This is a genomic window from Nocardia sp. NPDC056611 (assembly GCF_042792755.1).
Taxonomy (GTDB): domain Bacteria; phylum Actinomycetota; class Actinomycetes; order Mycobacteriales; family Mycobacteriaceae; genus Nocardia.
In genome coordinates this window covers 554871-575075 of the sequence record NZ_JBHTVV010000002.1, presented here as the reverse complement: position 1 = coordinate 575075, position 20205 = coordinate 554871, and the positions used below count along the sequence as shown (strand labels likewise).

Below are 20205 nucleotides of genomic sequence, written 5' to 3'. Positions count from 1 at the left end.
CGAATCATGGTGTCGCGCAGGAACGGGACGGTGCTGCCACCCAGCCTGGTGGAAATGGCGACGCGGCATCTGCGGGCGGAGGTGCTCAGCGGCGCGTTCGCGCCCGGCGACCGCATCGGCGAGGAAGCGCTGTGCGCGCGGCTGGGCACCAGCCGCGCGCCCGTGCGGGAAGCTTTGCGGCTCTTGGCGCAAGAAGGGCTGATCGAGCATCTGCCCCGGCGCGGATTCCGGGTGGCGGTGTGGTCGCGGACCGATATCCTGGAGCTGTTCGAGTTGCGTCGGGTGCTCGAGCGCTACGCCATCGACAGCGCGTTCCCGCTGGCCGCCGACGGCGACGGCGACCCGCTGCGACGGGTCCGAGCGGCACTCGAGGAGATGCGTGTCGCCGACGCCGCCGGGAACGCGTTCGAGCGCGACAATGCCCACCGCCGGTTCCACGCGGCCATCGTGGCGCTGTCCGGTAATCGGCAGCTGGAACTGGCCTACGAGCCGATCCTGGTGAAGCTCCAGCTGCCCATGGCGCGCAACCTGCGCGCCGAGGCCCGGCTCGCCCAGCGCCACAACGGCATTCGACGGCACGAGGAGCTGCTGACAGCCCTGGAATCCGGTGACGCCGCGACCGCGCGCGAGGCGCTGTTGCGGCACGGGGAGCGGGCCTACCTGGACCTCGATATCCGCTAACACAGCGGATACATTGCGACACCGCCGATTTCACACATTCTGTCGACAATCGACAAATGGTGAACCCGAGCCCCACGGTCGCGGAAATCCTGGCCTCGCACGAAAGCGGCAGCGGCTCTCCGACCCACACCGCCGCCCGGGTCGCGGACGCCATCGCGGCGCGCGGCGACGACGGCACCTGGATCACACCGGTCCCGCGCGAACAGCTGCTGGCCGCGGCCGCCGAGATCGAGCGACGGCCCGGCGCGCGCACGCTACCGCTGTACGGCGTGCCGTTCGGGGTCAAGGACAGCATCGATGTCGCGGGCCTGCCCACCACACTGGCCTGCCCCGACTACGCCTACACCGCCACCAGCACCGCGCCCGCGGTCGAGCGGCTGCTGGCGGCGGGCGCGCTGTTCGTCGGCAAGACGAACCTCGACCAGTTCGCGACCGGCCTCAACGGCACCCGCACGCCGTATCCGATCCCGCGCTCGGTGTTCGGCGGCGACTTGATCTGCGGCGGTTCCAGTTCCGGGTCCGCGCGCGCGGTGGCCCTCGGCGAGGTGCCGTTCTGCGTGGCCACCGACACCGCCGGGTCGGGGCGGGTTCCCGCGGCGCTCAACGGAATCCTGGGCTGGAAGCCCTCGCGGGGGCTGATCAGCGCGCGGGGCCTGGTCCCGGCGTGCAAGTCGCTGGACTGCCTGACGCTGATGGCGGGCACCGTCGAGGACCTCGATCGGGTCTTCGAGGTGATCGCGGGCGTGGATCCACGCGATCCGTGGAGCCGGGCGCGCGGGCCGCGCTTCGGCGGCGGGCGGCTGCGGGTCGGACTGCCCGATCCCGGCGAGCTGGAGTTCTTCGGGGACGAGGTGTTCCGCACCGCGCACCTCGACACCCGGAATCGACTGGAACGCCGCGGCTTCGACCGCGTGCCGACCAGCCTGGAACCGTTCCTGGCCGCGGGCGAATTGCTCTATCAGGGCCCGTGGGTGGCCGAGCGGCTGGTGGAGTTCGAGGACTTCCTCGCCGAGCGACCGGATTCGATCCTGCCGGTGATCCGCGAAATCCTCACCGGCGGTTTCCGATTCACCGCGGTGGACGTCTTCCGGGCGCAGCAGCGCCTGCAAGAACTGCGCGCCACGGTGGCCCGGGTCTGGGACGCCGTCGACGTGGTGATCACGCCGACCATCGGCACCACGTTCACCGTCGCGCAGGTGCTGGCCGATCCGATCGCCACGAACACCGTGCTGGGCCACTACACCCACTTCGGCAATCTGCTGGACCTCACCGCGATCTCGGTGCCGATGGGACTCGCCGCGGACGGCCGCCCACTGTCGGTGATGGTGTTCGGCCCGGCGTTGGCCGACGACGTGGTGCTCGCCGCGGCGGCCCGCCTGCTCGACGAACCGCGCCCGGTCGTGGCGCACGCGGATCTCCGGCTCGTACAGAAGGAACGGCAATGACGGCACTCTCCCGCGTCCCGGCGCAACCGGGCGACTTCACCTTCGACCCGAACAGGGTGGCGCTGCTGGTCATCGACATGCAACGCGACTTCCTGCTCCCCGGCGGCTTCGGCGAGAGCCTGGGCAATGATGTGGCCCTGCTGCGCACGGTCATCGAGCCGCTGGCCGGGCTGCTGGCCACCGCACGGGCGGCCCGGATTCCCGTGATCCATACCCGCGAAGGCCATCGGCCCGACCTGTCGGATTGCCCGCCCGCGAAACTGCTGCGCGGGGATCCCGCCCAGCGCATCGGCGACCCGGGCCGGTTCGGCCGCATCCTGATCCGCGGCGAGTACGGGCACGACATCATCGACGAGCTCGCGCCGGTGGACGGCGACATGGTGATCGACAAGCCCGGCAAAAGCGCGTTCTACGCGACCGACCTGGCAGATGTCCTGGCGGACCGGGGAATCCGCTCGCTGCTGGTCACCGGGGTCACCACCGAGGTCTGCGTGCACACCACGGTGCGCGAGGCCAACGACCGCGGATTCGAGTGCCTGGTGGTCTCCGACTGCGTCGGTTCGTATTTCCCGGAGTTCCAGCGTGTCGGGCTGGCCATGATCGCCGCCCAGGGCGGCATCTTCGGCTGGGTCGCCGACTCGGCCGCGGTCCGCGCCGCGCTCGCCTCCGCCGTCTCCCCCAGCCCGGCCCAGTGAACAGGAAAGCCCATGTCCGTCGAAACCCCGATCGCCGGTGAAACCGGCAGCGCCGCACCGCTGTCGCTGCCGTGGTGGACCCGCGGCGACACCAATGCCTTCTTCGGCCTGTCGTTCAACATCCTCGTCAATGTCCTGACCCTGACCACGCTGTCGATCGCGGTGGTGAAGATCCCGAGCGCCGACGTGCTGGGCACCGTACTGCCCGCACTGGGTGTGGCGCTGGTGCTGGGCAATCTGTACTACATGCTGCTGGCGCGGCGGCTCGCGCGGCGTGAGGGCCGCGCGACGGTCACCGCACTGCCCTACGGGCCGAGCGTCCCGCACATGTTCATCGTGGTGTTCGTGGTGATGCTGCCCATCTATCTGAAGACCAACGACCCGATGCGGGCGTGGTCCGCGGGTCTGGCGTGGGCGTTCATGATCGGCGTGATCGTCATGATCGGCGCGTTCGTCGGACCGTACATTCGCCGGATCACCCCGCGCGCGGCCATGCTCGGCACGCTGGCGGGCATCTCGATCACCTTCATCGCCATGCGGCCCGCCGCGCAGATGTGGGAAGCGGCCTGGATCGGATTGCCGGTGCTGGCCATCATTCTCATCGGCTTCTTCACCGATGTGCGACTGCCCGGCAATATTCCGGTCGGCCTGGTGGCGCTGCTGGTGGGCACCGCCATCGGGTGGATCGGCGGTTACATGTCGGTCCCCGACGTCTCCCGGGCCGCGCAGGATATCGCCCTCGGGTTGCCGGACCTGCGCCTGCACCTGCTCTTCGACGGGCTCGGGCACCTGGCGCCCCTGCTGGCGACCGCGATTCCGCTGGGCGTCTACAACTTCACCGAGGCCATGAGCAATGTCGAGAGCGCCGCCGCCGCGGGCGACAACTACAACCTGCGCAGCGTGCTGCTGGCCGACGGCTTCGGCGCGATCATCGGCTCCGGTTTCGGCTCGCCCTTCCCGCCCGCCGTCTACATCGGCCATCCCGGTTGGAAGGACGCGGGCGGACGCACCGGCTACTCGCTCGCCAGTGGAGCGATCATCGGATTGATGTGCCTGCTGGGCCTTTTCGGTGTGCTCGCCACCCTGCTCCCCATTCCGGCGATCGTCCCGATCCTGCTCTACATCGGCCTCCTGATCGGCGCTCAGGCTTTCCAGGCCGTCCCGCGCCTGCACGCGGTCGCGGTGGTCGCCGCGCTGCTGCCCAATCTGGCCGAGTGGGGCGTCGGCCAGATCGACAACGCGCTCAGCGCTGCCGGGACCTCCGCCGACAAGATCGGCGCGGGCGCGCTCGGCCAGGCCGGCGTGGTCTACGACGGCCTGAAGACCCTCGGCGCGGGCGCGGTGCTCGCCGGGCTGGTGCTCGGGACCATGGTTACCTTCATCCTCGAAAAGCGCTTCCGCGCAGCCGCTCTCGCTGCCGCGGTCGGCGCCGCGCTCAGCTTCGTCGGCCTCATCCACGCCGCCGAGGTGGCCTGGGCCGCCGCCCCGAAGGTCGCCCTCGGCTACCTCTTCTTCGGACTCGTCTGCCTCGCGTGTTCGTTCCTGCGCGGCACCCGCGCAGCCCCTGACGCCGTCCTCCCCGACTGAGCCGCCCGGACGGTCACCGTCCCGCATCCGACGGCGGCCGCCCCGCACCGCCCCCATCCGTCTCGTCCAGAAAGATCCGCAAGCCCTCTCCGATCTTGCCCGCGGCATTCTCCAACTGTTCGGGCGAGAGCACCTTCCCGAACGACGCCGCCTTCAGCAGCTGCCGCTGCACCTCTTTGAGGTTCATCGTCGCCCAGTCGCGTCGTGACAGTTCCGGCATGGTCCGGGACAATACCTCGAGTAGAACGTTTGTTCGAGTGACGATGGTCGTGACAGTGGCGCGTCAGGGCGGTGTCAGCTCCATGTAAGCGCGGGTGGGGATTGTCAGTGGCGTGAACAGCACCCTGATCGCCGATTCCGGACTGCGGACGATGCACGGCAACCCGATGGACTTCGAGGCCATCGATCTGGGCATCGAGCGTGGGCTCGCCGCCGCGAGCCGGTTTCTGCGCGGGGATCATGTGGTCGCGCAGCTGATCCGGTTCGCGGTGGTCGGCGGAGTCAGCAATATCGCGTATGTGCTGATGTTCATGGCGGTCAACGACAGTGGGGCGCTGGTGGCGAATATCGCGGGGTCGGTGGTCAGTACGGCGGTCGCGAACGAGCTGCACCGGCGGTTGACCTTCCGGGCGGCCGGGCGGGTCGGATGGTTCAGCGCACAATGGGAGGGCGGCGGGCTGGCCGCGGTCGGGCTGGTGATCAGTACGGCCGCGCTGGCGGGACTCGATGTCTGGGCGCCCGGGCTCGGGGAGCTCAGCCAGGCGACGGCCGTGCTCGCGGTGATGGCGGCGGTCGGGGGGATGCGGTTTCTCGCCTTGCGCGGGTTCGTGTTCTGAGGCGGGCTGTCACATGTCGATCGGCCGCGGTGTCCAGTGGATGACACGAAAGACGGGAGCCCACCCATGATCGGTACCACCGCCGCCACCGATGCGTTCGTCGCGCACCGGAATCTGTTGTTCACGGTCGCCTACGAGATGCTCGGGTCGGCGGCCGACGCCGAGGACGTGCTGCAGGAGACGTGGCTGCGCTGGATCGGCGTCGACCTCGCGGAGGTGCGGGATCAGCGGGCATATCTGGTGCGCATCACCACCCGGCAGGCGCTGGGCCGGTTGCGGACGCTGGGCCGGCGCAAGGAGTCCTATGTCGGGCAGTGGCTGCCGGAGCCACTGCTGACCGCGCCGGATGTGGCCGAGGACGTCGAACTGGCCGAAAGCGTGTCGATGGCCATGCTGCTGGTACTCGAGACGCTCGCCCCGACCGAGCGCGCGGTGTTCGTGCTGCGCGAGGTGTTCAACCTGCCGTACGACGAGATCGCCGCGGCGGTGGACAAGTCCGCGGCCGCGGTCCGGCAGATCGCGCACCGCGCCCGCGCGCACGTGGCGTCCCGCCGCCCGCGCGGCCCGGTGTCACCCGCCGAGTCCCGTGAGGTGCTCGACGCGTTCCACCGCGCGGTCGAGACCGGTGACCTGCGAGGTCTGCTGGATCTGCTCGCACCGGATGTCGTCGCCTTCGGTGACGGCGGTGGGCTCCGGGCCGCACTGCCGCACCCGATCGTGGGCGCCGACACGGTGGCTCGCGTACTCACCACGGGCTGGCGGCGATTCGGCGACAGCGCGTCGTTCGACACCACAATGGTCAACGGCCATCCCGCGCTGGTCATGCGACGGGAGGGCGAGGTGGACACCGTACTGGCGTTGCGGATCGACGACGGCCTCATCACCGGGCTGTACGCGGTCCGCAACCCGGAGAAGCACTCGCACATGGACCGGGTGACCGCCCTGAGCCGATGACCCGGCCGGGCGTCAGGCGGGTGAGGGTTGCGTTTCGCCCGGGCCGATAATGCCGTGCAGCACAAGGCCGACGAGGCGGTCGGTGGCCGCCGCGGCAACGTCGGACCGGTCACTGGTCCACGCGATGGCGGTAGCGAGCTTGACGATGTCGTCGGTGCTGACCTCGGGGTGCGCGCGTCCTGCCCGTTGGGCGCGGACCAGCACGGCGCCGGCCGCATCCAGTGCCGCGGCGCAATGCGGGGCCAAGGGGCTGTCGGGGATTTCGAGGGCTCGCAGGATCTCCTCGGACAGCCCCCGCACCCGGCGAATGTGCGATACCAGCGCGGCGATCCACCGCGAGAGAGCGGCCGCGGGGTCGGGTTCGGCGTCGAGAGCGCTCGCGAGCGCGGTGACCTCGTCGAGGCTGGTGCCGACCACGGCGGCGATGAGGTCTTCTCGCCGCGGGAAATGCCGATAGAGGGTGGCCGGGCCGACGCCGGCACGGCGGGCGATCTCATTGAACGACACGTCGACGCCATCGCTGGCGAACATCGCGCGGGCGGTGTCGAGCAGTCGTGCGCGGCTGCGCCGGGCATCGGCTCGGGCCCCGCCCGGCGGCGGTGATTCTGCTTGCTCCACAGGACTCCTCGGGCGAATCGGAATGCCATTCCGTATATTCGGAATGGCATTCCGAATTGTAGTGGACAGGAGTCGAACATGACGTTGCCGACCAACTTGCCGCGCACCGGCATCTGGGTGAACGGGCTCGATCTGCAAGCGCCGACGGTGGCGACGGGGCTGGCCGCAGAGCTGGAGGAACTGGGGCTGGGCGCGATCTGGCTCAGCGAAGGGCTCGCGCACGACCCGTTCGTCACGGCCGCCGGATTGCTCTCCGCGACAAGCGGACTGGTGGTCGGCACGGGGATCGCGGTGACATACGGCCGCCATCCGCACTGGATGCGAGCCTCGGCCCGAGCCGTCCTGGATGCCTATCCGGATCGGTTCGTGTTCGGGGCCGGCACCTCCAATCCCCGCGTCGTCGAAGGCGTGCTCGGACTCGAATACCGCAGACCGCTGGCCGCGCTGCGCGACTACCTCGACGATCTCGACACACCGGACGCCTTGCGGGCCCAGCTCGGATTGCCGGACGCCGGCCGGTTGCCTCGCGTGCTGGCGGCGCTCGGTCCGAGCGCGTTGCGGCTGGCTCGGGACCGGGCCGACGGCGCGATCACCTACCTCGTGACGCCCGAACACACCGCGCAGGCCCGCGCCGCGCTCGGACCGGACCGGACGCTCGTGGTCGAACAGGCTGTCGTGGTCGGGGCCGCCGGCGCGGACGCCCGAACCCGCGCACGGGCACACGTGGGCGCCTACCTGTCCAACCCCGGCTACCGTGCGAGCTGGCAGCGACTCGGCTTCACCGACGCCGATCTCGGCGGCAGCGACCGGCTCGTCGACGCGTTGGTCGCGATCGGGGAAGACCAGGTCCGGCAACGGATCACGGACCACATCGACGCCGGCGCCGATCATGTGTGCTTGCAGGCCCTACCGGCGGAGCCGTTCACCATCCCGGCACAGCAGTGGAAGCTGCTCGCCTCTCTGGATGACGGCCCCCGCCGACGACACGATGACACCGGAACGGCGGTCACCCCGTCCGGTCAGCCGCGGCCGATGTAGGGCATGCCCGTCGCCATCACGGTGACGAACGGGACGTTCACGTCCAACGGCAGGTCGACGGTCTGGGCGACGATCCGGGCGACATGCGCGGCGTCGATGGTCGGTTCGGGCCGGATGCTGCCGTCGGCCTGCAATGATCCCGCCGCGATGCCCGCGGTGAGTTCGGTTGCGGCATTGCCGATGTCGATCTGCCCGACCGCGATGTCGTACGCGCGGCCTTCCAGGTTGAGCGCCTTGGTGAGACCCGTGATGCCGTGCTTGCTGGCGGCGTAGGCCACCGTGTTGGGGCGCGGGGTGTGCGCGGAGATGGATCCGTTGTTGATGATCCGCCCGCCCCGCGGCGTCTGGGTCTTCATGAGCCGGAACGCGGCCTGCGCGCACAGGAACGCGCCGGTGAGGTTGATGTCGACGACCTGCCGCCACTCTCCCGCGGACAGTTCGTCGATCGGCTTGCTGGGCCCGAAGATCCCGGCATTGTTGACCAGTGCGTCGAGCCGCCCCCACTGCCGCGTGATGTGCGCGAACACCTCGTCCACCGCGGCGGGGTCGGTGACATCGGCGGGGACGACGTCCACGCCGCCCGCGCCGGGTGCGGCCGCGGCGGTCTCGTCGAGGGTGGCACGGGTGCGTCCCACCGCGACGACCTGATGCCCGGCGGCGGTCAGCGCGTGGGTCATGGCGCGCCCCAATCCGGCTCCGGCTCCGGTGACGAGAACGATCTTCGATGTGCTCACGGGATCCGAGCGTATTCGGTCAGTCCGCGGCCCGATCCGCCGGAAGCACGTTGGTGCGCAGGTGCCGGACCAGCGCGACCAGCCGTTCGAGGGTGGCGTGCTCGGGATCGGCGAGCCGCAACTGGAGCAGTTCGCGACCGGAGGCGTGCAGGATGCGCGCGGTGTATTCGGGATCGGGCAGTTTCGGAAACGCCTGCCGCAGTTCCTGTTCCAGGAATCCCCGGACGGCCGCCTGGGAGACGGCCTGGCGCTCGTGCAGTTCCGGCGGCGCGCCGGCGGGCGGGAACAGGAACAGCCGCCACGTCTCGGGATGCGCGTCGATGGCTCGGACCGCGCCCTCGAAGGCCCGCACGAACGGGTCCGGGTCGGCGGTCTCGTCCACCTGCGCGAAGCCTTCCGCGAACTGGGTCGCGGCACGGACGCTCTCCCGGTCGATGAGGGCGACGAAAAGCCCTGCCATATCGCCGAATTGCTGATACAGCACGGGCCGGGTGACCCCGGCCGCCTCGGCGATCCGGTTGGGGGTGGCCGCGGGGAAGCCTTCCGCCCCGACGATCTCGTGGGTGATGTCGAGGATCTGCTCGCGGCGGTTCTCTGCGCTCATCCGCCGCCGCGTCCGGGGAGCGGTGGTCACCCTTGACAGGGTAACTTACAACCTGTCAGCCTCTAACTAACAGGTTGAAAGTTGAGGTGCTCCGATGTCGCCGCACTACCCCGAACTCGCCGAGCGCGTGCGCAGTCAGCGCGCACTGCAGCCCGGCCTCTACGGCTCGATCGACTTCGACGAGTCCCCCTTCCGCTTCACCGTCGATCCCGGCGACAAGTCGTCGCTGCCCGGCTGGGTCGCGCCGCGCGAGCCGCTGCTGGCCGACGATCGGGTCGTCGAATTGATGCGCACCGCAACGATGCTCGGCGATGTGGTGGCCGACCCGTACGCGGCGCTCGCCCCGGAGTACGGCGTCCAGGGCTTGATCGGGATGCTGCGGCAGGCGTGCCGTGCGGGGGTCGACTCGGTGCCCGGCGCACCCGATGAACTGGGGGCGTTCCTGGCGGCCATGGAGGCGACGCCCGCCTGGCTGGACAGGGAGCTGGTCGAGGAGGGCGCGCGACATTCGCGGGTCGGCGCGGCGTTCCTGTCACCGGTCCTGATCCGGGGCGCGTTCCTGGCGACGTTCCTCAATACCTATGCGGCCCTGCCGATGACACTGACCGGGGCGCTGTCGGGGCGGCGGGCGGCGCGGCGGGTCAACGAGACCGCCTCGTTCTTCGCGGTGACCACGCTGCCCGGTGCGCTGGAACGGCACGGCGAGGGTTTCGAGGCCGCGGCCATGGTGCGCCTGATGCATTCGATGGTGCGCTACAACGCGTTGGCGCGCGGGGACCGGTGGGACGCCGACGTGTACGGGGTGCCGCTGCCGCAGGTCGATCAGATGCCCGCCGGGCTGATCAATATGTATCTGCTCGCGACGATGGCGATCCGCCGGGGCCGCACCGAGTTCAGCGCCCGCGAACGCGCGATCCTCGAATTCAGCCGCTACCGCTGCTTCCTGCTGGGCCTGCCGGAGGAATTGCTGCCGACCACCGCGGCGGGCATCCTCGAGGTCTTCCACGGCCGGGCCGCCGTCCTGCGCGACGACTTCGACGACGCCACCTGCGGTGCGCTGGTCCGCTCCACCATGTCCGCGTACCTGCGCCCGGGCCGCTCGCGCTACGACCGGGTCGCCGACGCGATCGAGAAGAGCTGGAGCCGGGTGTTCTTCCTCGGCTTCTGCGGCGGCAATCGCAAGGCCGCGGCCGCCATGAGCGTGACGCTGACCCTCCCCGACGCGATCCGGGTGGGCCTGACCGCGCCGTTCATCATCCTGCGGTTCATTCTCATGACCGTGGCGAGTCAGTCGCCCACCCTGCTCCGGGCGGCCGACGCCTACACGGTCCGCAAGGTGCGCGAGCAGCTCGTGGTCTACGGCAACCCCGAGTACACGACCGACTCCCGCGCGTATCCGGGAGCCGATTCGGGGGAATGACGCGCTGTCAGGCGGATCCGGCCGCCGTCACCCGGGCCGCCAGGCCGTCGAGCACCACGGCCCGCTCGGGTGGCACGCCGATGTGCATGTGCACCAGATCGGTTCCCGCGGCGGCGAATTCGAAGGTGAAGAAGGAACAGCAGCTGGTCTCACGCGCGGCGAGTTCGCGGGCCCGGGGCTCGGCGCTGCCGTCGAGATCCAGCCGCAGCCGGGTCGCCGAGATCCGGTCCCAGCCGAGCACCGCGTCACGGAAGAGGGCGTCGAATTCGGCGACGCGCAAGGGTTGTTCGGCGGTGGGTAGCGCGCAGGCTTCCACCGGGACCCACGACGGCGCGGAGAGGTTGCCGATCGATCGAATCTCGGGTTTGCCGGCCATGACTCGCACCTCCTGCCGCCCGGGCCGTCGGTCCGGGATCTCCCTACGATGCTATGCCGTTCCGGTGGGCGCGCCAGGGGCCGTTGTGATGTCGGCGCAGGTTGTCACATCCGCTCGCACAGCAGGAGATAGGCGTCGAGTTGGGCCGCGCCCGACAGCAGGGCGCGGCCGCGGGCGTTCAGGCGCTGCTGCCAGGCGGTGAGGAAGGCGGTGAGCGCCTCGGTTCCGCCTGCCTCGTGCAGGGATTCGAGGAAGTGCGCGACGCGTGCCAGCGGATATCCGCCGCGGCGGAGCTGCCGGGCGATCTCCGCGTCGCGCACGGCGTCGGGCCGGTAGTGGCGGTAGCCGGTGGCGGGGTCGCGTTCCGGACGCAGGATGCCTTCGGTCTCCCAGGTGCGCAGGGTGGCGGCGTGCACGCCGAGGCGGTGCGCGAGTTCGCCGACGGTCAGGGGGCGGCCGGGAATCGGGTCGGGCGGGGTGGCGGAGAGGTTGTCGAGCGCGGTCGCGACGTCGGTGTGGGTGCCGCGTTCGGTGTGCAGCGCGGTATGGGTGGCGTCGATGAGCCGGTAGGCGGATTCGGTGTCGCCGCGATGGCAGGAGCGCAGGATCTCCGCGGCGCGTTCGTGGCCGTGGCCGGCGCGCAGGGCGAGGAAGGCGCGCAGCGCTTGCGCGTGCGCGGGGGTGTAGCGGCGGTAGCCGTTGTCGGTGCGCTCGGTGGGCGGGAGGATTCCCGCATCGTCGTAGTTGCGGATCGCCTGTGCCGACAGGCCGTGCTCGCGGGCCAGATCGATCGGGCGCACAGCCACCTCCTTTGAGGGTTCTCCCGCTCCGAACAGGAAGAACATCACACAAGTTTCACTCCAACCTTCAACGATACTGTCAAAGGCAGTCCTGCTGGAAGGAGTGCCATGTCCGCAACCACCCCCACCTCGCCGAGCGCGATCGGCCACCGAGCCGATGATCTCGCGACCCTGGGCCTCGCTCTGGACGAGCTGTTGTCCGCCCGCACCACACCACCGGCCGTGTTCGCGCTCGGCGAGCCGACCCATGGGATCGCGGCATTCCCGCTGCTGCGCAACGACATTCTGAGCCGGCTAGCCGACCGGGGGTTCCGGTCGATCGCGCTGGAGATCGATTTCCTCGCGGCGGGGATCGTCGATGACTACGTCAATGGGTCGGCGGCGGCGATCGACACCGTGCTGGACAGCGGGTTCAGCCACGGGTTCGGATCGATACCCGGTAATCGCGAACTGGTCGAGTGGCTGCGCGAATACAACGCGGGCCGCGCGCCCTCGGAGCGGGTGCGGTTCTACGGATTCGATGCGCCGGTGGAGTATTCGGGTGCGCCGAGCCCCCGGTCCGCGCTGTGCGCGCTGGCCGACCGGCTGCCGAAGGCTCTGCTGCCCGCATCGGTCGCCGAGCTCGACGGGCTGCTCGGCGCGGACGCCGAGTGGACGAACCAGGCGGCCATGTACGATCCGTCCGCCTCGATCGGCGACTCCGACCGCGCCCGCGCGCTGCGTCTGATCGCCGACGACCTCGCCGATGCCCTGCACCGCGCGGGACCCTCGCTGCGCGCGACCGATCCGACCGGTTACGCCCAGGCCGTCACCCACGCGCGGACCGCGCTGGGGCTGCTGCGCTACCACGCCGCCATGGCCACCCCGGGCCCCGACCGCATCGGCGGCCTGTCCGGTGTGCGATCGGAGATGATGGCGGACAACATCCTGGCGATCGCCGAGCGCGAGCAGCAGCGCGGGCCGACGCTCGTCTTCGCACACAATGCGCACCTGCATCCCCGGGTGCCGGACCAGCCCGCATGGAGCAACGCGGGCGCGCTGACCGCCTTCACCCTGGGCGAGCGCTATCTGTTCGTGGCGACCGACGCGACGCCCGCCCCGGTTCCGGGCACCCTCCAGGGTGTGCTCGCCGAGGCGACCCCCGGCCGCGCCCTGTTCCCGGCACGGGCGCTCGTCGCCGCCCTGTCCCCCGCGATCGTGTCCGCCGAACCGATTGTGCGCGGCCATTTCCCGCTCACGATCGCCGATCTCGACGGCGCCGACGCGGTCGTCTTCATCACCGACACCGACGGCGCACAGCATCAATACTGGTTGACGTCATCTACTGCCTGAAGGCCGGAGATTCGGACGGAAAGACTGACGGTCCCTCCGCAGGCGTTCAGCCTCTCCGCCCGTCCGGCGGCGAGGATGTGGTGGGCGGCGTGCAGATCGCTGTCGTGGGTGGTTCCGCCGCCCGCGGCAACGGCACGCCGGCCAGCGCCCGACGCAGCCGATCGATCTCGATGCGGCCCCGATCCAGCGCCACATCTGGGGCCCACGACACAGTCCGCAGAGCTTGAAACTCGAGCTAGCGGAGGTACGGCGCCGGCTGAACCCAGTGGAACCCACGCGAGATCAACCGGAAGCGGTCGAGATCGACCCGGGTCAGGCGCAGATGGACCGGACGGCCGGCCAGCTGACCGTCCAGCATCAGCTGATCAGGCTGGGGCTGTTCGTAATTCAGGACGGCGAGCTTCCACTGGTGCGCCAGATCCTTCGTAATGGTCACGGTGTGCAGATCGGTATCGATCTCCACCGGGAACGACACCAGCGAGTCGTCCATGCGCTGAGCGGTCACGCCCTGCGGGATGTCGAAGATGAGACGGCGGAATCGGTCCGCCGGACCGATGAGACGGCCATCCGATGGCGTGGACCGGAAGTCGACCAGCGCCGGGACCTCCTGGCCCGCGACCGTGTACTCGGTGACATTCCAAATCCCGTAGAGCGGCGAGTGCGGTCGGCCATTTCCGTACGTCTGCCAGGCGTCGTGCCCCTCGCCGAGAGTCGTGAAGAGTATCCACATCCCCAGAATCACCTGTGCCGCCACCAGGATTCGCCGCCCGCGCGGCGAGGAGACCAGCGGCTCGGGCCGGCGCACCGGCACCGCGCGCCCGACCAGCGCCCGGACGGTGCGTGCGATATCCGGGGCAGCCAGCACCATCGCATACACCAGCAGCTCGCCGGAGAGTATTTTCACCGGCACATCGAAGCTGAGGTTCAGCAGGAACACCTGGAGGGTCACCACGACTGACAGGAGCGCACCCAGCCCCGCGGTGAACGGCAGGATCAGCAGCAAACCTGCGGTGACTTCTGCTGCGCCCAAGGCGATTTCGTACGGCTCAGAGCTGGCCGTCTGCGACCACAACACCGCCATCGGGCTCAGATCGCCGAACGGCTCCACCAGCCGGTCCAGCGCGAACGCCATCTGCGAGGGCAATAGTTTCGTGACGCCGTACAGCAGCAGGGCGCTCATCAGGGCCAGACGTACCACCATCCGGAACCACGCGTACAGCCGCACATAGTCCGGCCGCCGCCGGTCCAGCACCGACCACACCGCCGTGATCGGCACCGCGACGAACAGCAGGGTGAAAAGCGACACCCAATTCGCCGCGGTATCTCCGCTTCCCGTGTACGACCAGTCGACATGGACGCCGAAGACATGCTCCCCCAGCCAATCCGTGAGCGGATGCAGTGCCGTCCATTTCGCCACACCCACCACGGTCTGCTGCGAGACTCCCACCGACCGCAGCAGCATGTGCAGCACCCACACCCCGGCCATTCCAACACCCAGCGTCACGAACGAATACCGGAACACCATCCGCCGCAACGGACTCCATCGCGGCTCACCCGTCACCGCGACGTCCGCCTCGACGGCCAACTGCACAACCACACCGATTCCTCCGAGAGTTACCGCAACTGATTACCCTGCGACGCTGAACGTTAGGTCGGCGAACGGTCGGTTCGTACCCGGCAAATCCCTTGCCCCTACACCCCTTGCCCCCGGGATCGGGGCCAGGAGCGGCGGCTCCCGGCCGACGGCCCCGGCTGGGGCGCATCCTGCGTCGGAGGCTTATCGTGCGCTGGCCCTTCGCCCGGTCATCTCGCATCGAGTCCGATCCGGCGCGATGGCGGGCCCTGACGGACCTGCTCGCAAGGGCTTGAAACTCGAGCTAGCGGACATTCCGGTAGCGCCGCCCGCCCCGCGGACACCCGCCACGGTCGGGTGTCACGGAATTGTCTGTGCCCACTGCCAGACTCACCGGTATGCGGTGGGCGGTGGCGGAGACGGGTGACGGCGGGGCACGGGTGTGCCCGCTGGACGAGCGCGGCCGTCCGGCGGGCCCGGTGGTCGAGGAGTCCTCGGTCGCGGAGGCGGTGCGGGTGCGGCCGGAGGTCGAGCGGTGGGTGTGGCGGTCGACGGCGGCGATCTACAAGCGGCTGCTCGACGCCGGGGTGCGGGTCGACCGCTGCTATGACGTGGAGTCGGCCGAGGCGCTGCTGATCGGGCACGAACAGGGCCAGTCCGGGCAGGCCCGGTCGCTGGCCGCCGCGTGGGCGCGCCTGCACGACCTCCCTGTCCCCCAGGACGCGCCCGCCCGGGCCGCCGACACCGAACCGACCCTGTTCGAATCCGGGCCGGTGCCACTGCCGTCCGGGACCGACGAGTTCACCGCGCTGCTCGAGGTGTACGCGGGACAGGTGGCGCGGACGGCCGCGGCCGAGTACCCGGCCCGCATGCGGATGTTGCTCGCCGCCGAGTCGGCGGGGCTGCTGGTGGCGACGGAGATGTCGCGCGCCGGGATTCCGTGGCGCGCCGACGTCCACCGCGAGCTGCTCGATTCCCTGCTGGGCGAGCGCGTGCCGAGCGGGTCGGAGCCGCGACGGCTGGCCGAGCTGGCCGACGAGGTGTCGCGGGCGTTCGGGACGGGGGTGCGGGTCCGGCCCGATCTCCCCCAGGACATCATCCGCGCGTTCGCCCGCGCGGGAATCCTGTTGTCCTCCACCCGCAAATGGGAGCTCCAGGACATCCACCATCCGGCCGTCGAACCGCTGCTGGAGTACAAGAAGCTCTACCGCCTCCACACCGCCCACGGCTGGTCCTGGATCGACCAGTGGGTGCGCGACGGCCGATTCCGGCCCGAGTACCTGCCGGGCGGCACGGTGACCGGCCGCTGGACCACCAATGGCGGTGGCGCGCTGCAGATTCCGAAGATCGTGCGCCGCGCCATCCGCGCGGACCCCGGGTGGCGGCTGGTGGTCGCCGACGCCGACCAGATGGAACCGCGAGTGCTGGCCGCCATCTCCCGCGACCGCGGGTTGATGGAGGTGGCGGGCCGCGGCGAGGACCTCTACGCCGATCTGGCCGCCCGGGCCTTCGGCGGCGACCGCGCCCAAGCCAAGATCGCCATGCTGGGCGCGATCTACGGCCAGACCTCCGGCGACGCGCTCACCCACATGGCCGAACTGCGGCGACGCTATCCGGCCGCGGTCGCCTTCGTCGACGACGCGGCCACCGCCGGTGAACAGGGCCGCCTGGTCCGCACCTGGTTCGGCCGAACCTGCCCGCCCGCAACCGCTTTCGACCAACCCGACGACGAGGCAGGCGGTTCCCCGGGTTTCGGCAGCACCCCGCGTGCCCGGGCCCGAGGCCGCTTCACCCGCAATTTCGTCGTCCAGGGCAGTGCCGCCGACTGGACGCTGCTGGTGCTCGCGGGCCTGCGCCACGCCCTGCACACCACCGGACTGCGCGCGGAACTGGTGTTCTTCCAGCACGACGAGGTCATCGTGCACTGCCCCGCGGAGGAAGCCGCGACCGTCGCCGACGCGATCGCCCGAGCCGCCGACACCGCCGGTCAGCTCGCGTTCGGCCCGACGCCGGTGCGCTTCCCCTTCACCACCGCCATCGTCGAGTGCTACGCGGACGCGAAGTAGGCCCGAATCAGCAGCGGGCGGCACCTGTGCGGGCGAGCCACGTGTGGTGGCGGCGAGTGTGCCGTGCGTCGTGCACTCGCCAAGGCCTGCGGCGTGGGTCGCCCTTGCCGCGTCGGGTAATCACCGCGCGTTGCGGCTACCCGCCTCCGGCATGGCCGCTGCGACAGGCCCGCGGGCACCGTCCGCCACGGCGACTGCTCGGGGTGGCTCAGCGCCGTCGCTCAGTGGTCACTGCCCGCCCGCACCCTCGAGCAGTCGCGCCTGGTAGTGCCGCATGCCCGCCAGCCAGCGGTCGTAGTCGGCGCCCTTGCGGCGGTACATGTCGAGGACTTCCGGGTGCGGCAGGATCAGGAAGCGCTCGTCGTCGACGGCGGCCAGGACCAGTTCACCGACCTCGTCGGGGGTCAGGACCGCGCCCGCCGAGGTGACCGCGCGGGTGGCGGCCATGCCGAGAGTGTCGCCGGAGTGTTCGCCCGCGCGCAGCAGCGCGGTCTCCACGCCCATCGGGCACAGGCAGCTGACCCGGATCCCGGCGTCGCCGTAGGTGACCGAGAGCCATTCGGCGAATCCGACGGCGGCGTGCTTGGTGACCGAGTATGCGGCCGAACCGATCTGGGTGAGCAGCCCCGCCGCCGAGGCGGTGCTGACGAAGTACCCCTCGCCGCGTTCGACCCAGCCGGGCACCAGCAGCCGCGCCGCCCGGATATGCGCGTTGAGGTTCACGTCGAGGGTGACACCCCAGTCCTTGTCGTCGCCGAGCCCGACCCCGCCCATGACGCCCGCATTGGCGAAATACAGGCCCACCGGCCCGAATTCGGTCTCGCACCGGGCGATGAGCTCGGCGATGCGATCGGTGTCGGCCACATCGGCGCCGACCGCCACGGCCGCGCCCGGGAATTCCGGTTCCAGCGCGGCGACCACGGCCGCGGCCGCGTCGGCGTTCAGATCCGCGACCACCACCCGCGCCCCGGCCCGCACCAGCCGGGCGGCGATCGCCCCACCGATGCCGCCGCCTCCTCCGGTGACGATGGCATTCTTACCCGCGACCTGCACGGATGCTCCCTCCAGCCGATTCCGGCCGCCGATCCGGGCCGTCGGAGGCTGGATCGAACGCGCCGGCTCATGGAAATATGAACCCTGCGTCGGATTCAAGTTCATGACTCCCCCGGCGTCAACCGTCCCGGTCTCGAGAGGTGAACAGCCGATGCGGACAGCACATCCGGTGGACGAGTGGAATCGCCTGCGCAGCGGGCAGGTCGCGACCAATGGCATCGACCTGCGGGTGGTCGAGCACGGCGAGGGCGCGCCGGTGGTGTTCTGCCATGGGTTCCCGGAGCTCGGCTTCTCGTGGCGGCATCAGGTGTTCGCGCTGGCCGAGGCCGGTTTCCGGACGCTGACACCGGATATGCGCGGCTACGGCGGCAGTTCGCGACCGGCCGGGATCGAGGCGTACGACCTGCTCACGGTGTGCCGGGATCTGGTCGGGCTGCTGGACGCGTACGGGCTCGAGGACGCGATCTTCGTGGGCCACGACTGGGGCGCGTCGGTGGTGTGGCATCTGGCCCGCGAGTTCCCGGAGCGGGTGCGGGCGGTGGCGGGGTTGAGCGTGCCCGCCACCCCGCGCTCGTCGGCGCCACCGCTGCCGATCATGCGCAAGCGGCTGGGCGAGGACTTCTACATGGTGTGGTTCCAGGAGCCCGGCGTCGCGGACGCGGTGCTGGCGGCGGATGTGCGGCGCACGCTGTTGCGTGACGACATCGTCACCGCGGGAACGTTCCTGGACACCGGTGAGCCGGAGCCGCCGCTGCCGCCGTGGCTCAGCGAAGCCGAATTCGATTACTACGTGGAGGCTTTCACCCGCACCGGGTTCACCGGCGGGCTGAACTACTACCGCACCCTCGATCTGACCTGGGAGCTGACCGCGCACCTGGAGGGCGTGAAGATCGACTGCCCGTCGCTGTTCATCGCCGGGTCGACCGATCCGGTCATCCGTTTCACGCCGATGCACAAGATGGCGGCGGTGCTCGGTGATCTGCGCGGCTCGCTCATCCTCGACGGCGCGGGCCACTGGATTCAGCAGCAACGGCCCGAGGAGGTCAATGCCGCGCTGATCGAGTTCGCGCGCGGCCTGGACTGATCGGTCAGTCCGTCTTCAGTTGCAGCGCGTTCACCCACAGCTGGGTCAGGGTGGTGACGAGCTTCTCGAACGGAATCCGTTGCTTCTGAACGAAAACCATCGACGCCATCCGGCTCACCATGGCCGACAGCGCGTGCGCGGTGATCATCGGATCCAGGTCGGCGCTGGCCTGCCCGGACTCCTGCAGTTCGCGGATCATGCGCGCGTTGCGCTGCGCGAACGCCTTCCCGCGTTCCATCCGCATGCGCCGGAAGTTCTCGTCGATCTGGGCGACCTGTTCGAACAGGGCCATGAGCCGGGCATTGCGCTTGTAGGACAACAGGTAATCGCGGTTGGCCGCCTCGATCAGGGCGCGCGGATCGGTGATCCCACTGCGCTCACGCACATGCGGATGCAGCATCTCCTCCGACACCTGCTCGACCAGCGCGGCGAAGATCTCCTCCTTGCTGTCGAAGTAGGTGTAGAAGGATCCGGCCGCCATGCCCGCCGTCTTGGAGATGTCGGCGATCTTGGCGTCCAGGTAGCCGTCCCGCTCGAACACCTCCCGCGCGGCCGCGATCAGCGCACCCCGGGTCCGCTGTCCACGCCGGGTGGGCGGCGCGGCCCGCCGCGACGCACTCTCGCCTGCCATCGATTCGGACGCCAAAACTGATCACTGCCTGTCGTTTCGCGGATGATTCTCCAGGCAGCAACCGTATCAATACGGGCGGGCCGGACAGCACAGGACGGCGCGCGACCGCCCATCCCGCGTTCCGCGGCGGATCGGGTGGAGACTGGGCGGATGCAGGATGCCTCGCAGGTGATCGTGGTGGACGCCGCCAATGTGGTCGGGTCGCGGCCGGACGGGTGGTGGCGCGACCGGGCCGGGGCGGCGCGGCGGCTGCTCGGCGAGCTGGGTGCGCTGCGGACGCGACTGCCCGGCTCGACGCGGATCATCGTGGTGCTGGAGGGCGCGGCCAAGGCCGCCGCCGACCGGGCCGGTGACGGGCACGCCGACGCGGGTGAGAGCGGGTCGGCGGGATTGCGCGTAGTGCTGGCCGGCGGGTCCGGCGACGACACGATCGTCGAGGTGGTGGCCGCCGAGGTCGGGGGCTCGGATCCCATGCCCGCGATCACGGTGGTGACGGCCGATCGCGGATTGCGGGCGCGGGTCGAATCCCTCGGCGCGACAACGGTCGGGCCCGGCTGGCTTCGAAACCACCTGTCGTAGGCGGCCTTCCACCCCCTGGTGATCGCGTTTACCCTGATACCGCCCTGAGGCGATATCCCCCGCGGGTGGGATTTCCCGGGCGGCGGTTTTCGGTAGGTT

General features: G+C 70.2%; 21 protein-coding genes. 12 read left to right on the top strand and 9 right to left on the bottom strand.

Going from position 1 to position 20205, the window contains the following annotated elements:
• The first annotated feature begins 6 nt into the window (after positions 1-6).
• From ACFRAQ_RS11285 to ACFRAQ_RS11270, 4 genes are read left to right on the top strand one after another with little or no spacing between them, the layout of a single operon-like run.
• Positions 7-681, top strand: coding sequence for a GntR family transcriptional regulator (locus tag ACFRAQ_RS11285; RefSeq protein ID WP_379097482.1), 675 nt, complete (start codon positions 7-9; stop codon positions 679-681).
• Between the two features lie 56 nt (positions 682-737).
• A complete protein-coding gene (locus ACFRAQ_RS11280) occupies positions 738-2126 on the top strand; it encodes an allophanate hydrolase (RefSeq protein WP_379097480.1) in 1389 nt (462 codons plus the stop codon).
• Positions 2123-2821 (top strand): cysteine hydrolase family protein, encoded by a 699-nt coding sequence (locus ACFRAQ_RS11275; protein ID WP_379097477.1) that lies wholly within the window; start codon positions 2123-2125, stop codon positions 2819-2821. The genes ACFRAQ_RS11280 and ACFRAQ_RS11275 overlap by 4 nt, the downstream gene beginning before the upstream one ends.
• Positions 2822-2833: 12 nt before the next feature.
• Complete coding sequence (locus ACFRAQ_RS11270; protein WP_379097475.1) at positions 2834-4408, top strand: regulator; 1575 nt, start codon at positions 2834-2836, stop codon at positions 4406-4408.
• Between the two features lie 13 nt (positions 4409-4421).
• Here ACFRAQ_RS11270 and ACFRAQ_RS11265 read toward each other — a convergent pair whose 3' ends face one another.
• A complete protein-coding gene (locus tag ACFRAQ_RS11265; protein WP_379097472.1) occupies positions 4422-4628 on the bottom strand; it encodes a DUF6374 family protein in 207 nt (68 codons plus the stop codon).
• A gap of 166 nt (positions 4629-4794) precedes the next feature.
• Between ACFRAQ_RS11265 and ACFRAQ_RS11260 the strand changes: the two genes are divergently transcribed.
• Positions 4795-5244: a GtrA family protein gene (locus ACFRAQ_RS11260; RefSeq protein WP_379100209.1), complete on the top strand. Its 450-nt coding sequence runs from the start codon at positions 4795-4797 to the stop codon at positions 5242-5244.
• 66 nt (positions 5245-5310) lie between these two features.
• A complete protein-coding gene (locus ACFRAQ_RS11255; protein ID WP_379097470.1) occupies positions 5311-6198 on the top strand; it encodes an RNA polymerase sigma-70 factor in 888 nt (295 codons plus the stop codon).
• Positions 6199-6210: 12 nt separating this feature from the next.
• Here ACFRAQ_RS11255 and ACFRAQ_RS11250 read toward each other — a convergent pair whose 3' ends face one another.
• Positions 6211-6816 (bottom strand): TetR/AcrR family transcriptional regulator, encoded by a 606-nt coding sequence (locus ACFRAQ_RS11250; RefSeq protein WP_379097467.1) that lies wholly within the window; start codon positions 6814-6816, stop codon positions 6211-6213.
• A gap of 78 nt (positions 6817-6894) precedes the next feature.
• Here ACFRAQ_RS11250 and ACFRAQ_RS11245 point away from each other — a divergent pair, with 78 nt between their 5' ends.
• On the top strand, positions 6895-7854 hold the full coding sequence (locus tag ACFRAQ_RS11245) for a TIGR03620 family F420-dependent LLM class oxidoreductase (RefSeq protein WP_379097464.1): 960 nt from the start codon (positions 6895-6897) through the stop codon (positions 7852-7854).
• Here the strand turns inward: ACFRAQ_RS11245 and ACFRAQ_RS11240 are convergent.
• Positions 7836-8588: an SDR family oxidoreductase gene (locus ACFRAQ_RS11240; protein WP_379097461.1), complete on the bottom strand. Its 753-nt coding sequence runs from the start codon at positions 8586-8588 to the stop codon at positions 7836-7838. The genes ACFRAQ_RS11245 and ACFRAQ_RS11240 overlap by 19 nt on opposite strands.
• 19 nt (positions 8589-8607) lie before the next feature.
• Positions 8608-9192, bottom strand: a complete 585-nt coding sequence (locus ACFRAQ_RS11235) for a TetR/AcrR family transcriptional regulator (protein WP_379100207.1) — start codon at positions 9190-9192, stop codon at positions 8608-8610.
• 94 nt (positions 9193-9286) lie between these two features.
• Here ACFRAQ_RS11235 and ACFRAQ_RS11230 point away from each other — a divergent pair, with 94 nt between their 5' ends.
• Entirely contained in the window at positions 9287-10612 is a 1326-nt protein-coding gene (locus tag ACFRAQ_RS11230; protein ID WP_379097458.1) for an oxygenase MpaB family protein, read from the top strand.
• Positions 10613-10619: 7 nt separating this feature from the next.
• Here ACFRAQ_RS11230 and ACFRAQ_RS11225 read toward each other — a convergent pair whose 3' ends face one another.
• Complete coding sequence (locus ACFRAQ_RS11225; protein WP_379097455.1) at positions 10620-10988, bottom strand: hypothetical protein; 369 nt, start codon at positions 10986-10988, stop codon at positions 10620-10622.
• Positions 10989-11092: 104 nt separating this feature from the next.
• Positions 11093-11788 (bottom strand): TioE family transcriptional regulator, encoded by a 696-nt coding sequence (locus ACFRAQ_RS11220; protein ID WP_379097452.1) that lies wholly within the window; start codon positions 11786-11788, stop codon positions 11093-11095.
• A gap of 108 nt (positions 11789-11896) precedes the next feature.
• Between ACFRAQ_RS11220 and ACFRAQ_RS11215 the strand changes: the two genes are divergently transcribed.
• Complete coding sequence (locus ACFRAQ_RS11215; RefSeq protein ID WP_379097450.1) at positions 11897-13120, top strand: erythromycin esterase family protein; 1224 nt, start codon at positions 11897-11899, stop codon at positions 13118-13120.
• Between the two features lie 235 nt (positions 13121-13355).
• Here the strand turns inward: ACFRAQ_RS11215 and ACFRAQ_RS11210 are convergent, their stop codons facing one another.
• Positions 13356-14717, bottom strand: coding sequence for a DoxX family protein (locus ACFRAQ_RS11210; protein ID WP_379097447.1), 1362 nt, complete (start codon positions 14715-14717; stop codon positions 13356-13358).
• A 350-nt stretch (positions 14718-15067) separates the two neighbouring features.
• Here ACFRAQ_RS11210 and ACFRAQ_RS11205 point away from each other — a divergent pair, with 350 nt between their 5' ends.
• Positions 15068-16759, top strand: coding sequence for a bifunctional 3'-5' exonuclease/DNA polymerase (locus ACFRAQ_RS11205; protein WP_379097444.1), 1692 nt, complete (start codon positions 15068-15070; stop codon positions 16757-16759).
• A gap of 228 nt (positions 16760-16987) precedes the next feature.
• Here ACFRAQ_RS11205 and ACFRAQ_RS11200 read toward each other — a convergent pair whose 3' ends face one another.
• Positions 16988-17812, bottom strand: coding sequence for an SDR family oxidoreductase (locus ACFRAQ_RS11200; protein WP_379097442.1), 825 nt, complete (start codon positions 17810-17812; stop codon positions 16988-16990).
• A gap of 151 nt (positions 17813-17963) precedes the next feature.
• Between ACFRAQ_RS11200 and ACFRAQ_RS11195 the strand changes: the two genes are divergently transcribed.
• A complete protein-coding gene (locus ACFRAQ_RS11195; protein WP_379097440.1) occupies positions 17964-18896 on the top strand; it encodes an alpha/beta fold hydrolase in 933 nt (310 codons plus the stop codon).
• A gap of 4 nt (positions 18897-18900) precedes the next feature.
• Here ACFRAQ_RS11195 and ACFRAQ_RS11190 read toward each other — a convergent pair whose 3' ends face one another.
• Positions 18901-19527: a helix-turn-helix domain-containing protein gene (locus ACFRAQ_RS11190; protein WP_357083777.1), complete on the bottom strand. Its 627-nt coding sequence runs from the start codon at positions 19525-19527 to the stop codon at positions 18901-18903.
• A 150-nt stretch (positions 19528-19677) separates the two neighbouring features.
• Between ACFRAQ_RS11190 and ACFRAQ_RS11185 the strand changes: the two genes are divergently transcribed.
• A complete protein-coding gene (locus ACFRAQ_RS11185) occupies positions 19678-20106 on the top strand; it encodes a hypothetical protein (protein ID WP_379097437.1) in 429 nt (142 codons plus the stop codon).
• Positions 20107-20205 lie beyond the last annotated feature (99 nt).

Bases quoted from the DNA above. Each gene is read 5' to 3' on its own strand.
- ACFRAQ_RS11285 (WP_379097482.1), top strand. From the start codon at position 7: ATGGTGTCGCGCAGGAACGGGACGGTGCTGCCACCCAGCCTGGTGGAA.
- ACFRAQ_RS11280 (WP_379097480.1), top strand. From the start codon at position 738: ATGGTGAACCCGAGCCCCACGGTCGCGGAAATCCTGGCCTCGCACGAA.
- ACFRAQ_RS11275 (WP_379097477.1), top strand. From the start codon at position 2,123: ATGACGGCACTCTCCCGCGTCCCGGCGCAACCGGGCGACTTCACCTTC.
- ACFRAQ_RS11270 (WP_379097475.1), top strand. From the start codon at position 2,834: ATGTCCGTCGAAACCCCGATCGCCGGTGAAACCGGCAGCGCCGCACCG.
- ACFRAQ_RS11265 (WP_379097472.1), bottom strand. From the start codon at position 4,628: ATGCCGGAACTGTCACGACGCGACTGGGCGACGATGAACCTCAAAGAG.
- ACFRAQ_RS11260 (WP_379100209.1), top strand. From the start codon at position 4,795: ATGGACTTCGAGGCCATCGATCTGGGCATCGAGCGTGGGCTCGCCGCC.
- ACFRAQ_RS11255 (WP_379097470.1), top strand. From the start codon at position 5,311: ATGATCGGTACCACCGCCGCCACCGATGCGTTCGTCGCGCACCGGAAT.
- ACFRAQ_RS11245 (WP_379097464.1), top strand. From the start codon at position 6,895: ATGACGTTGCCGACCAACTTGCCGCGCACCGGCATCTGGGTGAACGGG.
- ACFRAQ_RS11235 (WP_379100207.1), bottom strand. From the start codon at position 9,192: ATGAGCGCAGAGAACCGCCGCGAGCAGATCCTCGACATCACCCACGAG.
- ACFRAQ_RS11230 (WP_379097458.1), top strand. From the start codon at position 9,287: ATGTCGCCGCACTACCCCGAACTCGCCGAGCGCGTGCGCAGTCAGCGC.
- ACFRAQ_RS11225 (WP_379097455.1), bottom strand. From the start codon at position 10,988: ATGGCCGGCAAACCCGAGATTCGATCGATCGGCAACCTCTCCGCGCCG.
- ACFRAQ_RS11215 (WP_379097450.1), top strand. From the start codon at position 11,897: ATGTCCGCAACCACCCCCACCTCGCCGAGCGCGATCGGCCACCGAGCC.
- ACFRAQ_RS11195 (WP_379097440.1), top strand. From the start codon at position 17,964: ATGCGGACAGCACATCCGGTGGACGAGTGGAATCGCCTGCGCAGCGGG.
- ACFRAQ_RS11190 (WP_357083777.1), bottom strand. From the start codon at position 19,527: ATGGCAGGCGAGAGTGCGTCGCGGCGGGCCGCGCCGCCCACCCGGCGT.
- ACFRAQ_RS11185 (WP_379097437.1), top strand. From the start codon at position 19,678: ATGCAGGATGCCTCGCAGGTGATCGTGGTGGACGCCGCCAATGTGGTC.